The 15,657-nt window shown below is 74.0% G+C and carries 13 protein-coding genes; 4 read left to right on the forward strand and 9 right to left on the reverse strand.

Annotation, left to right across the window (positions count from 1 at the left end; translation table 11 throughout):
• Positions 1-330: 330 nt before the first annotated feature.
• A complete protein-coding gene (locus ACZ5GP_RS24940; RefSeq protein ID WP_468752949.1) occupies positions 331-1,506 on the reverse strand; it encodes an XRE family transcriptional regulator in 1,176 nt (391 codons plus the stop codon).
• 457 nt (positions 1,507-1,963) lie between these two features.
• Here ACZ5GP_RS24940 and ACZ5GP_RS24945 point away from each other — a divergent pair, with 457 nt between their 5' ends.
• A complete protein-coding gene (locus ACZ5GP_RS24945) occupies positions 1,964-2,299 on the forward strand; it encodes a hypothetical protein (protein ID WP_468752950.1) in 336 nt (111 codons plus the stop codon).
• Positions 2,300-2,315: 16 nt separating this feature from the next.
• Here the strand turns inward: ACZ5GP_RS24945 and ACZ5GP_RS24950 are convergent, their stop codons facing one another.
• The 4 genes from ACZ5GP_RS24950 to ACZ5GP_RS24965 all read right to left on the reverse strand — a co-directional run bounded on the left by ACZ5GP_RS24950 (position 2,316) and on the right by ACZ5GP_RS24965 (position 5,861).
• Positions 2,316-3,014: a response regulator gene (locus ACZ5GP_RS24950; RefSeq protein ID WP_468752951.1), complete on the reverse strand. Its 699-nt coding sequence runs from the start codon at positions 3,012-3,014 to the stop codon at positions 2,316-2,318.
• Between the two features lie 4 nt (positions 3,015-3,018).
• Positions 3,019-4,179 carry a sensor histidine kinase gene (locus ACZ5GP_RS24955; RefSeq protein ID WP_468752952.1) on the reverse strand — a complete coding sequence of 387 codons (1,161 nt, stop codon included), beginning with the start codon at positions 4,177-4,179 and terminating at the stop codon, positions 3,019-3,021.
• Between the two features lie 233 nt (positions 4,180-4,412).
• Positions 4,413-4,979, reverse strand: a complete 567-nt coding sequence (locus ACZ5GP_RS24960) for a DUF3017 domain-containing protein (RefSeq protein WP_468752953.1) — start codon at positions 4,977-4,979, stop codon at positions 4,413-4,415.
• Positions 4,980-5,000: 21 nt separating this feature from the next.
• Complete coding sequence (locus ACZ5GP_RS24965) at positions 5,001-5,861, reverse strand: bifunctional methylenetetrahydrofolate dehydrogenase/methenyltetrahydrofolate cyclohydrolase (protein ID WP_468752954.1); 861 nt, start codon at positions 5,859-5,861, stop codon at positions 5,001-5,003.
• A gap of 219 nt (positions 5,862-6,080) precedes the next feature.
• On the opposite strand from ACZ5GP_RS24965, the gene ACZ5GP_RS24970 reads away from it, so the two are divergent.
• On the forward strand, positions 6,081-6,734 hold the full coding sequence (locus ACZ5GP_RS24970) for a hypothetical protein (protein WP_468752955.1): 654 nt from the start codon (positions 6,081-6,083) through the stop codon (positions 6,732-6,734).
• A gap of 90 nt (positions 6,735-6,824) precedes the next feature.
• Here ACZ5GP_RS24970 and purH read toward each other — a convergent pair whose 3' ends face one another.
• The gene (purH, locus tag ACZ5GP_RS24975) at positions 6,825-8,405 is read right to left on the reverse strand and encodes a bifunctional phosphoribosylaminoimidazolecarboxamide formyltransferase/IMP cyclohydrolase (protein ID WP_468753162.1); all 1,581 of its coding nucleotides are present in this window, start codon (positions 8,403-8,405) and stop codon (positions 6,825-6,827) included.
• An 11-nt stretch (positions 8,406-8,416) separates the two neighbouring features.
• Positions 8,417-9,055 (reverse strand): phosphoribosylglycinamide formyltransferase, encoded by a 639-nt coding sequence (gene purN / locus ACZ5GP_RS24980; RefSeq protein ID WP_468752956.1) that lies wholly within the window; start codon positions 9,053-9,055, stop codon positions 8,417-8,419.
• Positions 9,056-9,314: 259 nt separating this feature from the next.
• On the opposite strand from purN, the gene ACZ5GP_RS24985 reads away from it, so the two are divergent.
• Positions 9,315-10,229: a hypothetical protein gene (locus tag ACZ5GP_RS24985; RefSeq protein WP_468752957.1), complete on the forward strand. Its 915-nt coding sequence runs from the start codon at positions 9,315-9,317 to the stop codon at positions 10,227-10,229.
• On the opposite strand, the gene ACZ5GP_RS24990 is transcribed toward ACZ5GP_RS24985, so the two are convergent.
• Positions 10,226-12,847 (reverse strand): cell division protein PerM, encoded by a 2,622-nt coding sequence (locus ACZ5GP_RS24990; protein ID WP_468752958.1) that lies wholly within the window; start codon positions 12,845-12,847, stop codon positions 10,226-10,228. The two genes, ACZ5GP_RS24985 and ACZ5GP_RS24990, sit on opposite strands and share 4 nt — an antisense overlap.
• Positions 12,848-12,998: 151 nt before the next feature.
• Between ACZ5GP_RS24990 and ACZ5GP_RS24995 the strand changes: the two genes are divergently transcribed.
• Positions 12,999-14,687: a helix-turn-helix domain-containing protein gene (locus ACZ5GP_RS24995; RefSeq protein ID WP_468752959.1), complete on the forward strand. Its 1,689-nt coding sequence runs from the start codon at positions 12,999-13,001 to the stop codon at positions 14,685-14,687.
• A 72-nt stretch (positions 14,688-14,759) separates the two neighbouring features.
• Here the strand turns inward: ACZ5GP_RS24995 and sucD are convergent, their stop codons facing one another.
• Positions 14,760-15,644 carry a succinate--CoA ligase subunit alpha gene (gene sucD / locus ACZ5GP_RS25000; RefSeq protein ID WP_468752960.1) on the reverse strand — a complete coding sequence of 295 codons (885 nt, stop codon included), beginning with the start codon at positions 15,642-15,644 and terminating at the stop codon, positions 14,760-14,762.
• Positions 15,645-15,657 lie beyond the last annotated feature (13 nt).

Below are 15,657 nucleotides of genomic sequence, written 5' to 3' on the forward strand. Positions count from 1 at the left end.
TGATCGATCTCTTGGCATCAAGAGAGATCCGCCCGTCAGGCTATCGCGCCCCGGACCGGCCCGGCCCCCGGGTCCGTGTGGCCCCGCCCACAGCTTGCGCCGACCGGGGGGAAAGGGGGCGGGTCGCCGGCTGGGGGAAGGGGGGCGGCCGCCATCCGGGGGGGGGGAGGACGGCGGCCGCCGTGGGGGTGTTGGCCACTCCCGTGGGGGTACGGTCCGCTTGCCCCGCCTCCCCGGTCTCATGCACTTCTTCTCTCAACTTTCTTCGGCCCCGCGTGTTCCTCGCGGTTCCGGCGCTGCGCCGGCCGTCCACGCGGCCGCTCGCGGCACCTACTCCGTGCAGCCCTGCTGCCCCGACACCAGCACCGCGCACGCCTTCGCGGCGCCCTGCGTCCTGACCGCCACCATCGGCGTATACGCGTCGAAGTCCTCGTTCACCGTGCCCGTCCGCTCGGCCGCCGCGCCCCCGCCCGGTCCCTTGACGGTGACCTTGTCCCCCGGCGCCGCCTGGGTGATCCGCGCCCACGCCGCCCGGCACGTCCTGCTGTAGCGCACCTCGATCAGCGTGCCGCCGACCGTCGCCCGCGAGGCCGTCCTCGCCCGCTCACCGCCACACCCCATGGCCTCGGGGTCCTTGCCCGCGCAGTCCGCGCCACGGCACTCGACCCCCGCGGGGAGCTTCCCGTCACTCGTGCTCGGCGCCGCGGACGGCTTCTTCTCCCCGCTGTCGCCGCCCTTGCCACCGAAGCCGAAGTCGGTGAGGAAGGCCGCGGCGGCGATGACGAGGAGCGCGCCGAGGACTCCCGCGAGGAACATGACCAGCTTGCGTCGACGCCGCTGCCGGTCGGGCGAGGTGCCGCCTTCGGGCGCCGCCGCAGGCGCGGGCGCGGGCGCGGGTGCCGCGCCGTAGAGGGGCACGGACGCGGCGCCGTACGAGGGCGAGGGCACGTAGGAGGGCGAGGGCCAGGTCGGCGGCGGCACCGTGGGCGAGACACCCGCCGGCCCCGCCACCCCCGTCACACCGCCCGCGCCGCGTGAGCCGCCCCGCGCCGTGCCAGCGTCCCCGCGCGACGCGGCGCCCTTGGCCCGCGCATCGGCGGCGGACGGCGAATCCACCGGCGCGGGGGACATGGTTGCGGGCGACGGACCGGCCGCCCCCTGCTCCCCCAACTCGCCCAACGCCGCCCGTGCCTGCGAGATCCGTATCGCCTGCATGGTCATGTCGTGCCGCATCTCGGAGCGGCTCCAGGCGCGCTCCGCCAGCTCCCACAGGGTGAGGAGATGCACCGGCTGTGCGCCCGTCACCTCGGCCAGCGCGACGACCGCGCCCTTGGGGGCGAGCAGCCGCCCGTTCAGGTAGCGCTCCCAGGACGTCTTGCTGTAGCCGGTCCGGTCCGCGACCGCCGCGATGCTCAGGCCGCTGTGGTCCACGAGCCCGCGCAGCCGGTCGGCGAACTCCGTTACCTCCGGGTCGAGCTCGTCCGGCAGCGCCTTCCAACGAGGCATCGCTCCCCCTCTTCCCGTACGTACCTGTCCTGCCCCCGTACCACTGACCAGAGGGATGCGCGGAGCCAGGATGTCAGTTCCCGGGGCGGGCGCACACCGGAGCGGGACCGGCCACCGGCGTGCGTGGTGGAGCCCGAACGGGGGCCGGACTCGTTGCAGGCTCCGCACACCGTTGCGGAATGGTCACCTCCGTGCCACAGGGATCAGGCACCCCTTGAACCCGGTTGGCGCGTCCATGACCCTGGAGGCGAGCGGAACGCACCGCTTACATCGGGAGTTTCCAGCAGGAAACCCCCGTCGTGAACGGCGGCGCCCGTCCTCCCACGGGGGAGAGGACGGGCGTCGTCCCTTTGCCCCGAAAGGGTGTACTTCGGCCCTGTCGGGGGCTTCGGGCGGAAAAGCTCGGCACAGTGTGAGGTAACGGCACCCGCACCCGACCAAGGGAGAACCCGCGCCCATGAAGCCGAGCACGACCCTCCGCACGAGCCACACCCTCTTCGTCGCCGCCGCCCTCCTGGGCGCCGCCCTCGTCACCTCGCCCGCCGCGTCGGCGGCCCCCGCGAGCCACCCGGCCGCCTCCGCCGCGATCCAGGGCACCGCCCCGGACTGCGTCAAGCGGGACGTCATCAAGCACCGGAAGTACGTGAAGGTGACCAACCTCTGCGGCCGCGCCATGCATTTGAAGGTCGTCATCGACTGGGGCAACGACTCGCCGTGCCTCACCTACCAGCACAACGAGCAGTGGGAGTGGAACTGGGGCCGCGGCTCCTACGGCAAGGTCGTCACCTGCTGAGCCGCGCCCGGGCGCCTCAGGTCCCCGCGCCCGTCCCGACCCCGGGCGTCACAAGACCCGTCTCGTAGGCCACCACCACCGCCTGCGCCCGGCTGTCCAGGCCGAGTTTGCTCATCGTGCGGTTCAGGTGCGTCTTGACGGTGGCCTCGCTGATGTAGAGGCGCTCGGCGATGTCCGCGTTGGTCAGGCCGCGCGCGATCAGCTTCAGGACCTCGACCTCGCGCAGGGTCAGCGCCGCGAGGTCGGGCGGTGGCTCCTCGCCGCCGCCCGGCCTCACGTCCTGCCGCGCGAACGCCTCCACGAGGCGCCGCGTCACGCTGGGCGCGAAGAGCGCGTCCCCGCAGCCGACCGCCGCCACCGCGGCCAGCAGCCGTTCGGGCCCGGAGTCCTTGAGCAGGAATCCGCAGGCGCCGGCGCGCAGCGCCCCGTACACGTACTCGTCGAGGTCGAAGGTGGTCAGGACCAGCACGCGCGGGGCGGGCTCGGCGGCCTGGGCGAGGATCCTCGCGGTGGCCGTGATGCCGTCCGTGCCCGGCATCCGGATGTCCATGAGGATGACGTCCGGCCGGGTGCGCGCGGCCAGTTCGACGGCCTCGTCGCCGTCGCCGGCCTCGCCGACGACCTCGATGCCGGGCGCGGCGCGCAGCAGCCCGACCAGTCCCGCGCGGATGAGGTACTGGTCGTCGACGACAAGTACCCTGATGGAGCCGGTCATCCGGTCATTCCGCCCCGTCGTCCCCCTGAGCCGCGGCCCGCGCCGAGGTCGGCAGGGTGAGACGCACGGCGAATCCCCCCTCGCTCAGCGGGCCGATGCAGATCGTCCCGCCGTAGAGCTTGGCCCGCTCGCGCATCCCGATCAAGCCGTGTCCGCCGCCGGTCCACACTCTGTCCTGAATCGCCCCCTCCCCGTCGTCGATGACCGAAACCTCGATGTGCCGTCGGCGGTAGCCGAGTTCGACGGCCGTGCCGGCTCCCGGGGCGTGCTTCAGCACGTTGGTCAGCGCCTCCTGCACCACGCGGTAGGCGCAGAGTTCGATGCCGGGGGCGAGCGGCCGCGGCTCTCCCGTGACCCGCAGGTCGACGGCGACGCCCCCGGCGCGCACGCGCTCGACCATCTCCGCCAGCCGGGCCAGGCCCGGCATCGGCGCCTCCGGGGCGCCGTCGCCGTCCTCGTCCCCGGCGCGCAGCACCCGCAGCATGCGGCGCAGTTCCTCGAGTGCCTCGCCGCTGGTCCCGGAGATGGTGCCGAGCGCGGCACGCGCCGTGGCGGGGTCCGAGCCGAAGACGAACGTGGCGAGGCCCGCCTGCACGGATATCACCGACATGTGGTGGGCGACCACGTCGTGCAGCTCGCGGGCGATGCGGCCCCGCTCCTCGGCGACCTCGCGCCGGGCGCGCTCGTCCTGCTCCACCTTCAGCTGCCGGGCCAGCTCGGCCGTGCGGCGGGCGGCGTGCCCGAAGCGCCAGATCACCAGCGGGAACCCGATGGCCTGCGCGACGACGGCGGCCATCGTCGCGCCCTCCGTGATCAGACCCGCGTAGATCCACGCGGCGCCCATCAGCGCCGCGCAGGGCAGCGAGACGCGGGCGGGCCGCAGCGAGGCGACCGTGTAGACGGCGAGCATGGGCGCGAAGGTGTTCAGGACGGGCCAGTAGCCGGCCGTGACGTAACCGAACCAGACCGCGTGGACGAAGAGGAAGACGGCGAGCGGCGCCTTGCCGCGCAGCGCCGCGGGGAGATTGGCCAGCGCCACCAACGCGTAACCGGTGGCGTCGAGTTCGGGCCAGCCCTGCCGTGCGGACTCCTCGCCGAGCAGCACGGCCACCGCGGTGAGGGCGAGCGCGATGAGCGCGTCGACGGCGAGGGGGCGGATCCGCATCGCCGCAGCGTAACCCGGGTGCGGGCGGCGCAACGTCAACCATGCGCCGTACAGCGGAAGTTGCAGGAACCGGGCGGCTACGGCGCGCGGTGCGGCGGGGAACCGAACCAGGGGCTGACGACTGCCCCGGCCGTCCCCCGTAGCGTCTTGCGCCTGGCGGTGGCCCGTCCCCACGGGGGAGGACGGGCCACCGCGCGACGGGTGAGCGCCTGGCCGGCAGGTGCCGGTGGCCGCTAACTGTCGATGGTGAAGTGGAGGGTGTCGTCCAGGAAGGGGATCTCCAGCCACGGCTGCGGCTGCGCCATCATCGCGAGGAGCACGATGGCGACACCCAGCGCCCCGTACGTGACCATGTCCGTGAAGCGCGAGCGCACCGCCAGCATCCCGACGTCCGGCAGCGCCCACCGCAGCGCGGCGCCGCCGACGAGCGCGAGGCCCACCAGCATCGTGCCGACGCGGAACACGTCGAACGCGGTGAGCAGCAGCCCGAGCCCGACCACGGACGCCACGCTCAGCAGCGGCCACTGCCGGGCGGGTGCGGGGGCGTCGCCCGGGGCCGCGCGGCCACCGCCCTCGGGCCGCGCGGTGTCCCGGGTGAACAGCGGGAAGCGGCGGGAGACCTTGCGCGGCCGCCCGTCCGGTCCCGGCGCGCTGACCGCGCCCTTGGCCTGCACGGTCTCCGGGGTCTGCGGAGGCTCAGCGCTCTCCGGGGCCTTCGGGGTCTCCGGGACCTCTGACGCCCCCGACGGCTCCGTGTCCCCGGGGACCGGCCGGGCCTTCGGCTCGGGTTGTGCGTTCATGCGCTCGCCCCTTTCCCCGGGTCAGCTCGCGGCGGCGCTTCGCTCGGCGGCCTCGACGACGTTGACCAGGAGCTGGGCGCGGGTCATCGGGCCGACACCGCCCGGGTTCGGGGAGATCCAGCCGGCGACCTCGGCGACACCGGGGTGCACGTCGCCGACGATCTTGCCGCTCTCGTCGCGCGAGACGCCGACGTCCAGCACCGCGGCGCCCGGCTTCACGTCCTCGGGCTTGATGAGGTGCGGGACGCCCGCGGCGGCCACGATGATGTCCGCCCGCTTCAAATGGGCGGCGAGGTCACGGGTGCCGGTGTGGCACTGCGTGACGGTGGCGTTCTCGGACTTGCGGGTGAGCAGGAGCGGCATGGGCCGGCCGATGGTCACGCCGCGGCCCACGACGACGACCTCGGCGCCCTTGATCTCCACGTCGTGCCGCCGCAGCAGCCGGATGATGCCGTACGGGGTGCAGGGCAGCGGCGCCGGCTCGTTCAGGACGAGCCGGCCGAGGTTCATGGGGTGCAGGCCGTCGGCGTCCTTGTCCGGGTCCATCAGCTCCAGGACGCGGTTCTCGTCGATGCCCTTGGGCAGCGGCAGCTGGACGATGTAACCGGTGCAGGCGGGGTCGTCGTTGAGCTCGCGGACGACGGCCTCGATCTCCTCCTGGGTGGCGGTGGCGGGCAGTTCGCGCTGGATGGAGGCGATGCCGACCTGCGCGCAGTCGCGGTGCTTGCCCGCGACGTACTTCTGGCTGCCCGGGTCGTCGCCGACCAGGACGGTACCGAGTCCGGGCGTGACGCCCTTCTCCTTCAGGGCCGCCACGCGGGCGGTCAGTTCGGACTTGATCGCGGCTGCGGTGGCCTTGCCATCGAGAATCTGGGCGGTCATGCCCCCATCTTCCCGGATGAGGGCCGCCCGGTACCAATCAGGGCTCCCCGGTGTCCCACACGCTGATCAGCGAGGTTGCACTTGCACAACACATACGGAATGCGGCTGGACAAATAAGCCGAGCCTAAAGAACGATGAGCGCACAGTGCCGCGGGCAGTGTCGGGGGGACGGACCGCATCTGTAGATCATTCCTCCGTGATGTGCCGCGTCGTCCCCGCATGACCCGACGGAGGAAGACCGCCATGAGTTACGGCGACCCGAACAACCCCTACGGGCAGCCGCCCCAGCAGCCGCCGGCCGCTCCCGGCTACGGCTACCCCCAGCAGCCCCCGCCCGGCGTCCCGCCGCAGCAGGGCTACGGCTACCCGCAGCAGCAGCCGGGCTACCCCGGCTACCCGGGCGGCAACATGATGCAGCAGACGATGCCGGGCCTGCTGGTCACCGCGCGCGTCTTCCTGTTCCTCATCTCGGCGGTGCAGATCCTGTTCGCCATCATCTACCTCTACGTCGCCGCGATCGCGAACGACGTCTCCGACAGCGCCGACGACTTCGGCCTCGGCGGGGTGAGCGACGGCGGTGACGCCCTGACCGGCATCGCCGTGATCGGGGCGCTGATCGCGGCCGCGTTCGCGGCGCTGTCGATCACGCTCGGCGTCAAGTTCAGCCGCGGTGGTCAGGGCGTGCGGATCACCACCGTGATCTACGGCGCGCTCGGCGGGATCGTCGGCCTCATCGCCCTCTTCGTCGGCCTCGACTCCGGCCTCGCGAGCGCGATCATCGGCCCGCTCATCTGGGTCGTCTTCGCCGTGATCATCACGATGGCCCCGGTCGTCCCCAGCGGCACGGCATGGTTCAACCGCCCGCGCTACTGAGCGACTCGGGCCCCGCACGGGGCACCGAGAGTGGCCGCGCCCTTCCCGGAGGAAGGACGCGGCCACTGTCGTACGTACGTCAGGTGCGGCTCAGTGGAAGAAGTGCCGCGTCCCCGTGAAGTACATCGTGACGCCCGCCTTCTTCGCCGCCTCCACGACCAGCTCGTCGCGGACCGAACCGCCCGGCTGGACCACGGCCTTGACGCCCGCGGCGGTCAGGATCTCCAGCCCGTCGGGGAAGGGGAAGAACGCGTCGGAGGCGGCGTACGAGCCGCGCGCCCGCTCCTCGCCCGCCCGCTCGACGGCGAGCTTCGCGGAGTCGACGCGGTTGACCTGCCCCATGCCGACGCCGACCGAGGCACCGTCCTTGGCGAGCAGGATCGCGTTGGACTTGACCGCGCGGGACGCCTTCCAGGCGAACGCCAGCTCGGCCAGCTCCCGCTCGTCGAGCGCGTCGCCCGTGGCGAGCGTCCAGTGGGCGGGGTCGTCGCCGTCGGCCTGGAGACGGTCGGTGACCTGGAGCAGCGCGCCGCCGTCGATCTGCTTGACCTCGACCGGGTTCGCCGGCGCCCCGTGGGCGCGCAGCACGCGGATGTTCTTCTTCTTGGTGAGGACCTCGAGGGCGCCGTCCTCGTACGCCGGCGCGACGATGACCTCGGTGAAGATCTCGGCGACCTGCTCCGCCAGCTCCTTGCTCACCGGGCGGTTGACCGCGATGACGCCGCCGAACGCGGAGAGCGGGTCGCAGGCGTGCGCCTTGCGGTGCGCCTCGGCGACGTCCGCGCCGATCGCGATGCCGCACGGGTTGGCGTGCTTGATGATCGCGACACAGGGCTCGTCGTGGTCGTACGCGGCCCGGCGCGCGGCGTCGGTGTCCGTGAAGTTGTTGTACGACATCTCCTTGCCGTGCAGCTGCTCGGCCTCGGCGAGACCGCCCTTGCCGTCGACGTAGAGGGCCGCGCCCTGGTGCGGGTTCTCGCCGTAGCGCAGGACGTTCTTGCGCTCGTAGGTGGCACCGAGGAATCCGGGGAAGCCGGAGTCGTCCGCCGCCGCGTAGCCGTCCGCGAACCAGCTCGCCACCGCCACGTCGTAGGCGGCCGTGTGCCGGAACGCCTCTCCCGCGAGCCGCTTGCGCTCGTTCAGGTCGAAGCCGCCCGCCTCGACCGCCGCGAGGACGTCGGCGTAGCGCTCGGGGTCGGTGACGACCGCGACCGAGGGGTGGTTCTTGGCGGCGGCGCGGACCATCGAGGGGCCGCCGATGTCGATCTGCTCCACGCACTCGTCGGGCGTCGCACCCGAGGCGACGGTCTCCTTGAAGGGGTAGAGGTTCACGACGACGAGCTGGAACGGCTCGACGCCCAGCTCCGCGAGCTGGTCGCGGTGGTCCGCCAGCCGCAGGTCGGCGAGGATGCCCGCGTGGACCTTGGGGTGCAGGGTCTTGACCCGGCCGTCCAGGCACTCGGGGAAGCCGGTCAGCTCCTCGACCTTGGTGACGGGCACCCCGGCGGCGGCGATCCGCCCGGCGGTGGAGCCGGTGGAGACGAGCTCGACGCCCGCCTCGTGCAGCCCGCGCGCCAGCTCTTCCAGGCCGGTCTTGTCGTAGACGCTGACCAGGGCGCGCTTGATGGGGCGCCGCGTGCCGTCGGTGCCTGGGGCGTTCGCGGTGTTCATAGCTTCGGCGGTCACGGGATAAGAACCTTTCGTCCCTCAATGCGGTAGCCGTGCCGGGCCAGACGCCCCACGACATCGACGAGCAGCGTGCGCTCGACTTCCTTGATGCGCTCGTGCAGAGCGCTCTCGTCGTCCTCGTCCCGGACCTCGACCACGCCCTGGGCGATGATCGGGCCGGTGTCGACGCCGTCGTCGACGAAGTGGACGGTGCAGCCGGTGACCTTCACGCCGTACGCGAGTGCGTCGCGCGCGCCGTGGGCCCCCGGAAAACTGGGCAGCAGCGCGGGGTGGGTGTTCACGAACCGCCCGCCGAAGCGGGCGAGGAACTCCTTGCCCACGATCTTCATGAACCCGGCGGAGACCACCAGGTCCGGCCCGTACGCGGCCGTCGCGCCGGCCAGGGCCGCGTCCCACTCCTCGCGGGTCGCGTGGTCCCTCACCCGGCACACGAAGGTCGGGATCCCGGCGCGCTCGGCGCGCTCCAGGCCCGCGATGCCGTCGCGGTCGGCGCCGACCGCGACGATCTCGGCCCCGTAGGCCGAGGCTCCCTCGGCGTGGATGGTGTCGATCAGGGCCTGCAGGTTCGTGCCCGACCCGGAGACCAGCACGACGACTCGCTTGGGGCGCGCGTCCACGGCGCTCTCGGCCACAGCGGGGCCCTTTCTCGGGAGGTGCGTCTTTGTATGGTCGTACGAAGGCTTCGGGCCCCGCGATACGGGGAACCCTACGAAGCGGCCGACCGCCAGCAACGATACCGGCACCCGGAACCGCCCCTCACGGGACGGGGGCGCGGGCGGAAGGTAGCGTCTGTGGGAAAGGCGCCGCATACCGACGAACGCCGGGTGGCCGAGCCGCACGCGGGCTCCAGCACGGTCACCACGGCTCTACCAAGGGGAAGACGCACACCTGATGCCGGACCGTAGCCGCCCTTCGTCTCCACCGCAGGACCCCGACTCCCAGGGACCGGGGTCCCGGGGCGCGGGCTCCCAGGGCGCGGGCAAGGACGACGACAACCCCTTCGCGCCGCCGCCGGAGGGGACACCGGACCGCCCGTGGCAGCCGCGCCGCCCCTCGGACGGCTCCGCGCCGGACGACTCGGGCGAGGGCCGGGGTCCCTCCTGGGGCAGCCAGTGGAGCGACCGCCAGCCCGGTCGCTCGGCGGGCGGCTTCGGCGAGCGACCGCGCCAGCAGGGCGGCCCCGGGCAGGACGGCCCCTCGGGCCCGGGCGGCGGCGGACTGCGCTGGGACCCGACGGACCCGGCCCAGCGCCGCGCGCGCTACGCCCTGCTCTCGGGCATGTGGGCCTTCTTCTTCGCGCTGTTCGGCTGGCGGTACGTGGCGCTGCTGCTCGGCGCGCTCGCGCTGAACTGGGCCATCCAGTCGCTGCGCGCCAAGCCGCGTACGCCGGATCCGACGGCGGCGGGGATCGCGGGGGCGGCCGGAGCGGGTGGCACGGGCGGTGCGGCCGGCACGGGCGGTGCGGCCGGCACGGGCGGTGCGGCCGGCACGGGTCATGCCGGTGGTACCGGCGGTGCGGGTGGCGCCGGGGGTGTCGGTGGCGCGGGTGCTGCCGGGGGCGTCGGTGGCGTCGGTGGCGTCGGGCAGAAGGTGCCGTCGGGTACGCGGCCCCAGACGACGGCCGCGATCAGCGGCCTGGTGACGGGGGCGCTGGCGCTGCTCATGGTGGCGGGGACGTTCACGGCCCAGCTGGTCTACCGCGACTACTACACGTGCGTGGACGACGCGCTCACCAACACGGCCCAGCAGTCCTGCGAGGACCTCCTGCCGAAGCAGCTGCGCCCCCTCCTGGGCGACCAGGACTAACCTAGCCCCCTCTCCTCCGGGCCCGTCCCACTCCCCCACCACGGGGGACGGGGCGGGCCTTCCGCGTCGGACGGGGCGGGGGATTCCCCTGCCGGGGGCTTGGCGGGGGCGGGCCCCGGCGGGTGCGGGCCCGCCACTGCGTGGCGCTCGGGGGAGGGTGCCGCGTCCGGTGCCGGGGTGCCCTCCGGGGTCCACCAGGCGTCGGGGGGCAGGGGGACCTTTTCGGGCGGGGGCATCTCCTCAGGTGGCGGGGCCTTTTCGGGCGGGAGTGCCTCCTCGGGTCGCGTGGCGTCCGGCGCGGTGAGGCGCTCCGGAGCCGGTTCGGCGGGCGGTGGGATGCGGCTCTCCCGGGTCGGTTCGGGGGAAGGTGACGGTGCCGGGGAGTCCTCCCGCCGGGGCGGCTCGGAGTCCGGTGCCGGGAGGCTCTTCGGTGGCGTATCGGCGGACTCGGGGAGGGTCTGGGGCGGCCGGGAGGCCGTGGGGGCGGCAGTCGCGGGGGGCCGCGGGGACGGTTCGACCCCGGGGCGCCACGGGAGTCTCACGCGAGGTACGTGCAGGTGGGGGCTCTTCTCCCGAGAAGGTTCCGGGCGCGGTGGACGGGTCCGGCGCCGGGACAGCGCCGTGACGCACCACCGCCAGACACGACGGGCGGCACCCGGCGACTCCTTGGCGCCGCGCGACCCGGTCGCGCCCGGCGTCTCCTCGGCGCCGCGCGACCCGGTCGTGCCCGGCGACTCCTTGGCGCCCGGTGTCTCCTCGGTGCCGCGCGACTTCTTGCCGCCCCACCAGTCCCTGGCACCCGGCGACTCCTTGGCGCCGCGCGACTCCTTGGCACCCGGTGTCTCCTCGGTGCCGCGCGTCTTCTCGGCGCCTCGCCAGTCCCTGGCACCCGGCGTCTCCTTGGTGCCGCGTGACTCCTCGGTGCCGCGCGACTTCTTGCCGCCCCACCAGTCCCTGGCACCCGACGCCTCCTTGGCGCCGCGCGACTCCTTCGTGCCCGGTGTCTCCTCGGTGCCGCGTGCCTTCTTGCCGCCTCGCCAGTCCCTGGCACCCGGCGTTCCCTCGGTGCCATGTGACTCCGTGGCACCCGGCGTCTCCCTGGCACCCCGTCGGCCCTTGGCCGGCAACTCCTTGGCGCCCGGCGACTCCGTGGCCGCCGACGGCTTCCCCGCGCCCGGCGCTTTCCCGGCACCGGCAAACCGCCCGGTGCCCGCCGATCCCCCGGTGGCCGGAACCCTCGTACCCGTACCCGGGGACTTCCTGTCAGGCGCCTCGCCCGCGGCGGAGCGCTCCGTGCCGGGTCCGCTCGGGCGTGAGCGCAGGCGCCACGCCCGTAGGCCCAGTGCCGTCGGGACGCCGACGAGTGCCGTCCAGGCCAGTGCCGCCGCCCCGGTCTGCCACCAGACGGGACCGAAGTCGCTGAGGACCGCCACGCCCAGGGGGCCGCCCGAGAGCGCCGCGAGCCCCGCCATGTACACCCCGCACAGCACCGCCGCCACCGCGGCGCCCGCGGCCGTCCGCCCCGCCGTCCAGGCCTCCTCGCGCTCCCCGAAGGCCGGCGCCGCCAGGTGGGCCGTGCTCCACGCCACCGCGAGCCCCGCCGCCACCGGCACCGCCCCGGCCGCCCAGGTCAGCGGTGACCCGGGTCCCGGCGTCGGCACCGCCGCGAGCAGCGGGAACGGCGGCAGCACCGGGCCCGCGTCCATGGCGAGCGGGGCCACGACGTTCCCGGTGCCGAGCGCGAACCCGGGCCCGAGCCCGTACGCCGCGCCCCACACCGCCGCGTTCGGCATGAGCGCGAGAGCCAGGATCAGCACCGCGAACCGCCCGGACCACACGTTCGTGACCTGCGCGAACGACTCCCGTACCGGCCCCGCGTGCAACCCGAGCGACACCGCGACCAGCAGCGCCCCGCCGCCGACGAGGACCGCCGCCCCGACGGCACCGACCCGCGCCACCTCCAGCGTTCTGCCGCGCACGAAGGAACCCCGTACGCAGTGGGCCCGCACCCCGCGGGGCAGCCGTGCGACGGCGGGCCGCACCGGCTCCGGGAGCGGCCCGCGCGGATGGCCGTGCGCCGTCCACACCCCGAGCGCCGCCGCGCAGGCGACGAGCAGCGGCAGCCGGACCGTCGCGCTGAGCGCGTCGGGCCGCAGCTCACCGCCCGACGCGTACAGCGTCGCGACCGCGCCGACCAACAGATAGCCCGCCATGACGCCGCACCACGCCGTGCGCGCCGCATGGCCCCCGCCGTCGGGGGCCGCCGCGTCCCGCGCCGCCCGGTGCACGAGCCAGCCCGGCAGGACGACGAGGAGCAGCGGTGTCACGCCGACCGGGGCCGCCGCCCCGGAGAGCGTGTCCGTCCTGATCAGCTCCACGCCGTGCGCGAGCAGCCACAGCCCCGCCGCGACGTGCAGCGCCCCGTCGGGGCCACTGTCCGGAAACGGCGAGGTGATCCACAGCATGATGACGAGCACCGCGAGCGCGCCGAGGCCGAGGCTCGCCGCGACGGCCCCGTTCACCGCGCAGGTGACGAGGCCCTGGGAGCGGGCGCGGTCGCGGTCGAGCAGTTCCTGGACGGACGGTGACGAGGCGGTGCGATCGGTCGTCTGGCTCACCCGGCCATGCTCCCAACGACACGCGCTTTCTTCGCGTAACAGGCGAATATCGGATGTGTCGCCCAAGATACGTTTATGTACTTATTCGTACTGCGGCTCGGCTGCGCCCGGCCGTCCGCCGTACGTCGGCCCACGGTGCGGAGAGTCCGACATGCCCCAGAGCCCTGCCACGTCGCTGCCTTCCCCCAAGGAACGCCGCAGGCTGCGCGAGGCGAAGTCGCTGAGCCACGCCGACCTCGCCGCGAAGCTCGGCGTCACCCGCGAGACGGTCCGCTCCTGGGAAAAGGGCCGTACGAACCCACGGGGCCGTTCCCATGAGGCGTACGCGAAGCTGCTGAACACGCTCGCCGAGGAGTGCGCCGCCGCCGAGGCCACGGCCGACGGGTCCGATCCCGGCGCGGGCAGGCACGCCGTGCGGCGGCCCGGTTGGGCCCAGCCGGGCGACGGCGCCAGATCGACGACCAGACCCGAGCGGCCGGTCAAGCGCGCCGCGAAACCGCACGGCCCCACGGGGGTGGCGGGCGCCCCGCCCGCGGTGAGCGGCCGCTCCCACCTCCGGCCGACCCCCACCTCGGTGCCCGAAGCCGCGCCCACGTCCGAGACCGCCTCTACGTCCACGTCCGGTGCCGGGGCGGGGGGTGAGACCTCCGAGGCCGGGGCCGAGGCCGATGCCAAGGGGGAGCCCACGTCCGGGGCCACGGCTGAGTCTGAGGCCGAACCCAGGGCCCTGGACGCACCCACGGCCCTGGACGGACCCGATCCCGCGCCCCCACCCGGGCCCGCAACCGAATCCACACCCGAATCCGCACCCGGGACCACCCACGCCGCCCCCGCGCCTCCGCCCGCCACCTCCACCCCGGCGCAGGCTTCGGGGGCAGGGAAGCCGGACCCGGCTTCCGGAGCCGTGCCCGCGGCGGCGGCCGCACCCGAGCAGCCCGCCTCAGGGCAGCCCACGTCCGGGCAGCCCACGTCCGGGCAGCCCGCGTCCGAGCGCCCCGTCGCCACGCTGACGCCCGCCACCGCGCTCCCCGTACGGCGGCGCGACGTCTCGGCCGCCGAGGCGTTCGACGCCCTGTGCGCGCACGCCGCTCCCGCCCTGGTCCGGCAGGCCTATCTGCTCACGGGGCGCCGGTCGCTGGCCCAGGAAGCCGTCGAGCGTGCCTTTCAGCACGCGTGGCTGCGCTGGCCGGAGGTGGCCCTGGACCGCGACCCGCCGGGCTGGGTCCGCGCCGTCACGCACGAGTACGCCATGTCGCCCTGGCACCGCTTCCGTCCCGGCCTGCGCCGCTCGGACGCCCCGCCCGCCGAACCGGCCGACCGCGCCTTCCTCGGCGTACTCCTGCGCCTGCCGCCCGCCCAGCGCCGCACCCTGCTGCTCTACGACGGCGTCGGCCTCGACCTGCCCGAGACCGCCGCGGAGACGGAGGCGAGCACGCCCGCCACCGCGAACCGCCTGCTGCACGCGCGCGCGGCGATCGCCGAGCGGATCCCCGACCTGGCGGAGCCCGGGACCCTGCACCGGCGCCTCGTCGCCCTGGGCGGCGCGGAGAAGCTGCGGCCGCCGAAGCCGCAGCGCGTGCGCGTGACCAGCGAGCGCCGGGCCCGCCTGTGGACCCGCGCGGCCATCGCCTTCACGACGCTGATCGTCGGGGCCACGGCCCTCACCCTGCGCACGGCCCCGACCCACTACGAACCCCCGCAGGCCCCGGGCCGCGCCATCAGCGGCGTACCGCCCCTCATGGGCCCGGGCCCCCTCTCGTACGAGGACGAGGAACTCCGCGACAAACTCCGCGGCGAAGTACCGAGCGGCCCCCACCGGCTGGTCCCCCAGGCGAAGTGACGGACCCGCCCCCGGGAACGGGAGCGGGCCCGTACCTCGGCAGAGGTACGGGCCCGCGTCACGACGGCCGGGTCAGCCCGCCAGGATGGCCCTGGCCAGCTTCGCCGTCTCGGTCGGCGTCTTGCCGACCTTGACGCCGGCGGCCTCGAGGGCCTCCTTCTTGGCCTGTGCGGTGCCGGAGGAGCCGGAGACGATGGCGCCGGCGTGGCCCATGGTCTTGCCCTCGGGCGCCGTGAAGCCCGCGACGTAGCCGACGACCGGCTTGGTCACGTGGGCCTTGATGTAGTCCGCCGCACGCTCCTCGGCGTCACCGCCGATCTCACCGATCATGACGATCAGGTCGGTGTCGGGGTCGGCCTCGAACGCCTCGAGGGCGTCGATGTGCGTCGTGCCGATGACCGGGTCGCCACCGATGCCGACGGCCGACGAGAAGCCGATGTCGCGCAGCTCGTACATCATCTGGTACGTCAGCGTGCCGGACTTCGAGACCAGGCCGATGCGGCCCGGCTTCGTGATGTCGCCCGGGATGATGCCGGCGTTCGACTGGCCCGGGGTGATCAGACCGGGGCAGTTCGGGCCGATGATGCGGGTCTTGTTGCCCTTGGACTTCGCGTACGCCCAGAAGGCGGCGGAGTCGTGGACGGCGATGCCCTCGGTGATGACGACGGCGAGGGGGATCTCGGCGTCGATCGCCTCGACGACGGCGGCCTTGGAGAAGGCCGGCGGCACGAAGAGGACGGAGACGTTGGCGCCCGTCTTCTCCATGGCCTCCTTGACCGTGCCGAAGACCGGCACTTCGGTGCCGTCGAAGTCGACCTTGGTGCCCGCCTTGCGCGGGTTCACGCCGCCGACGATGTTGGTGCCGTCACCCAGCATGAGCTTGGTGTGCTTCATGCCCGTGGCACCGGTCATGCCCTGGACGATGACCTTGCTGTCCTTGTTGAGGAAGATAGCCATGGCTGTTCTGTCC

It is taken from the genome of Streptomyces sp. NPDC031466 (genome assembly GCF_055581265.1).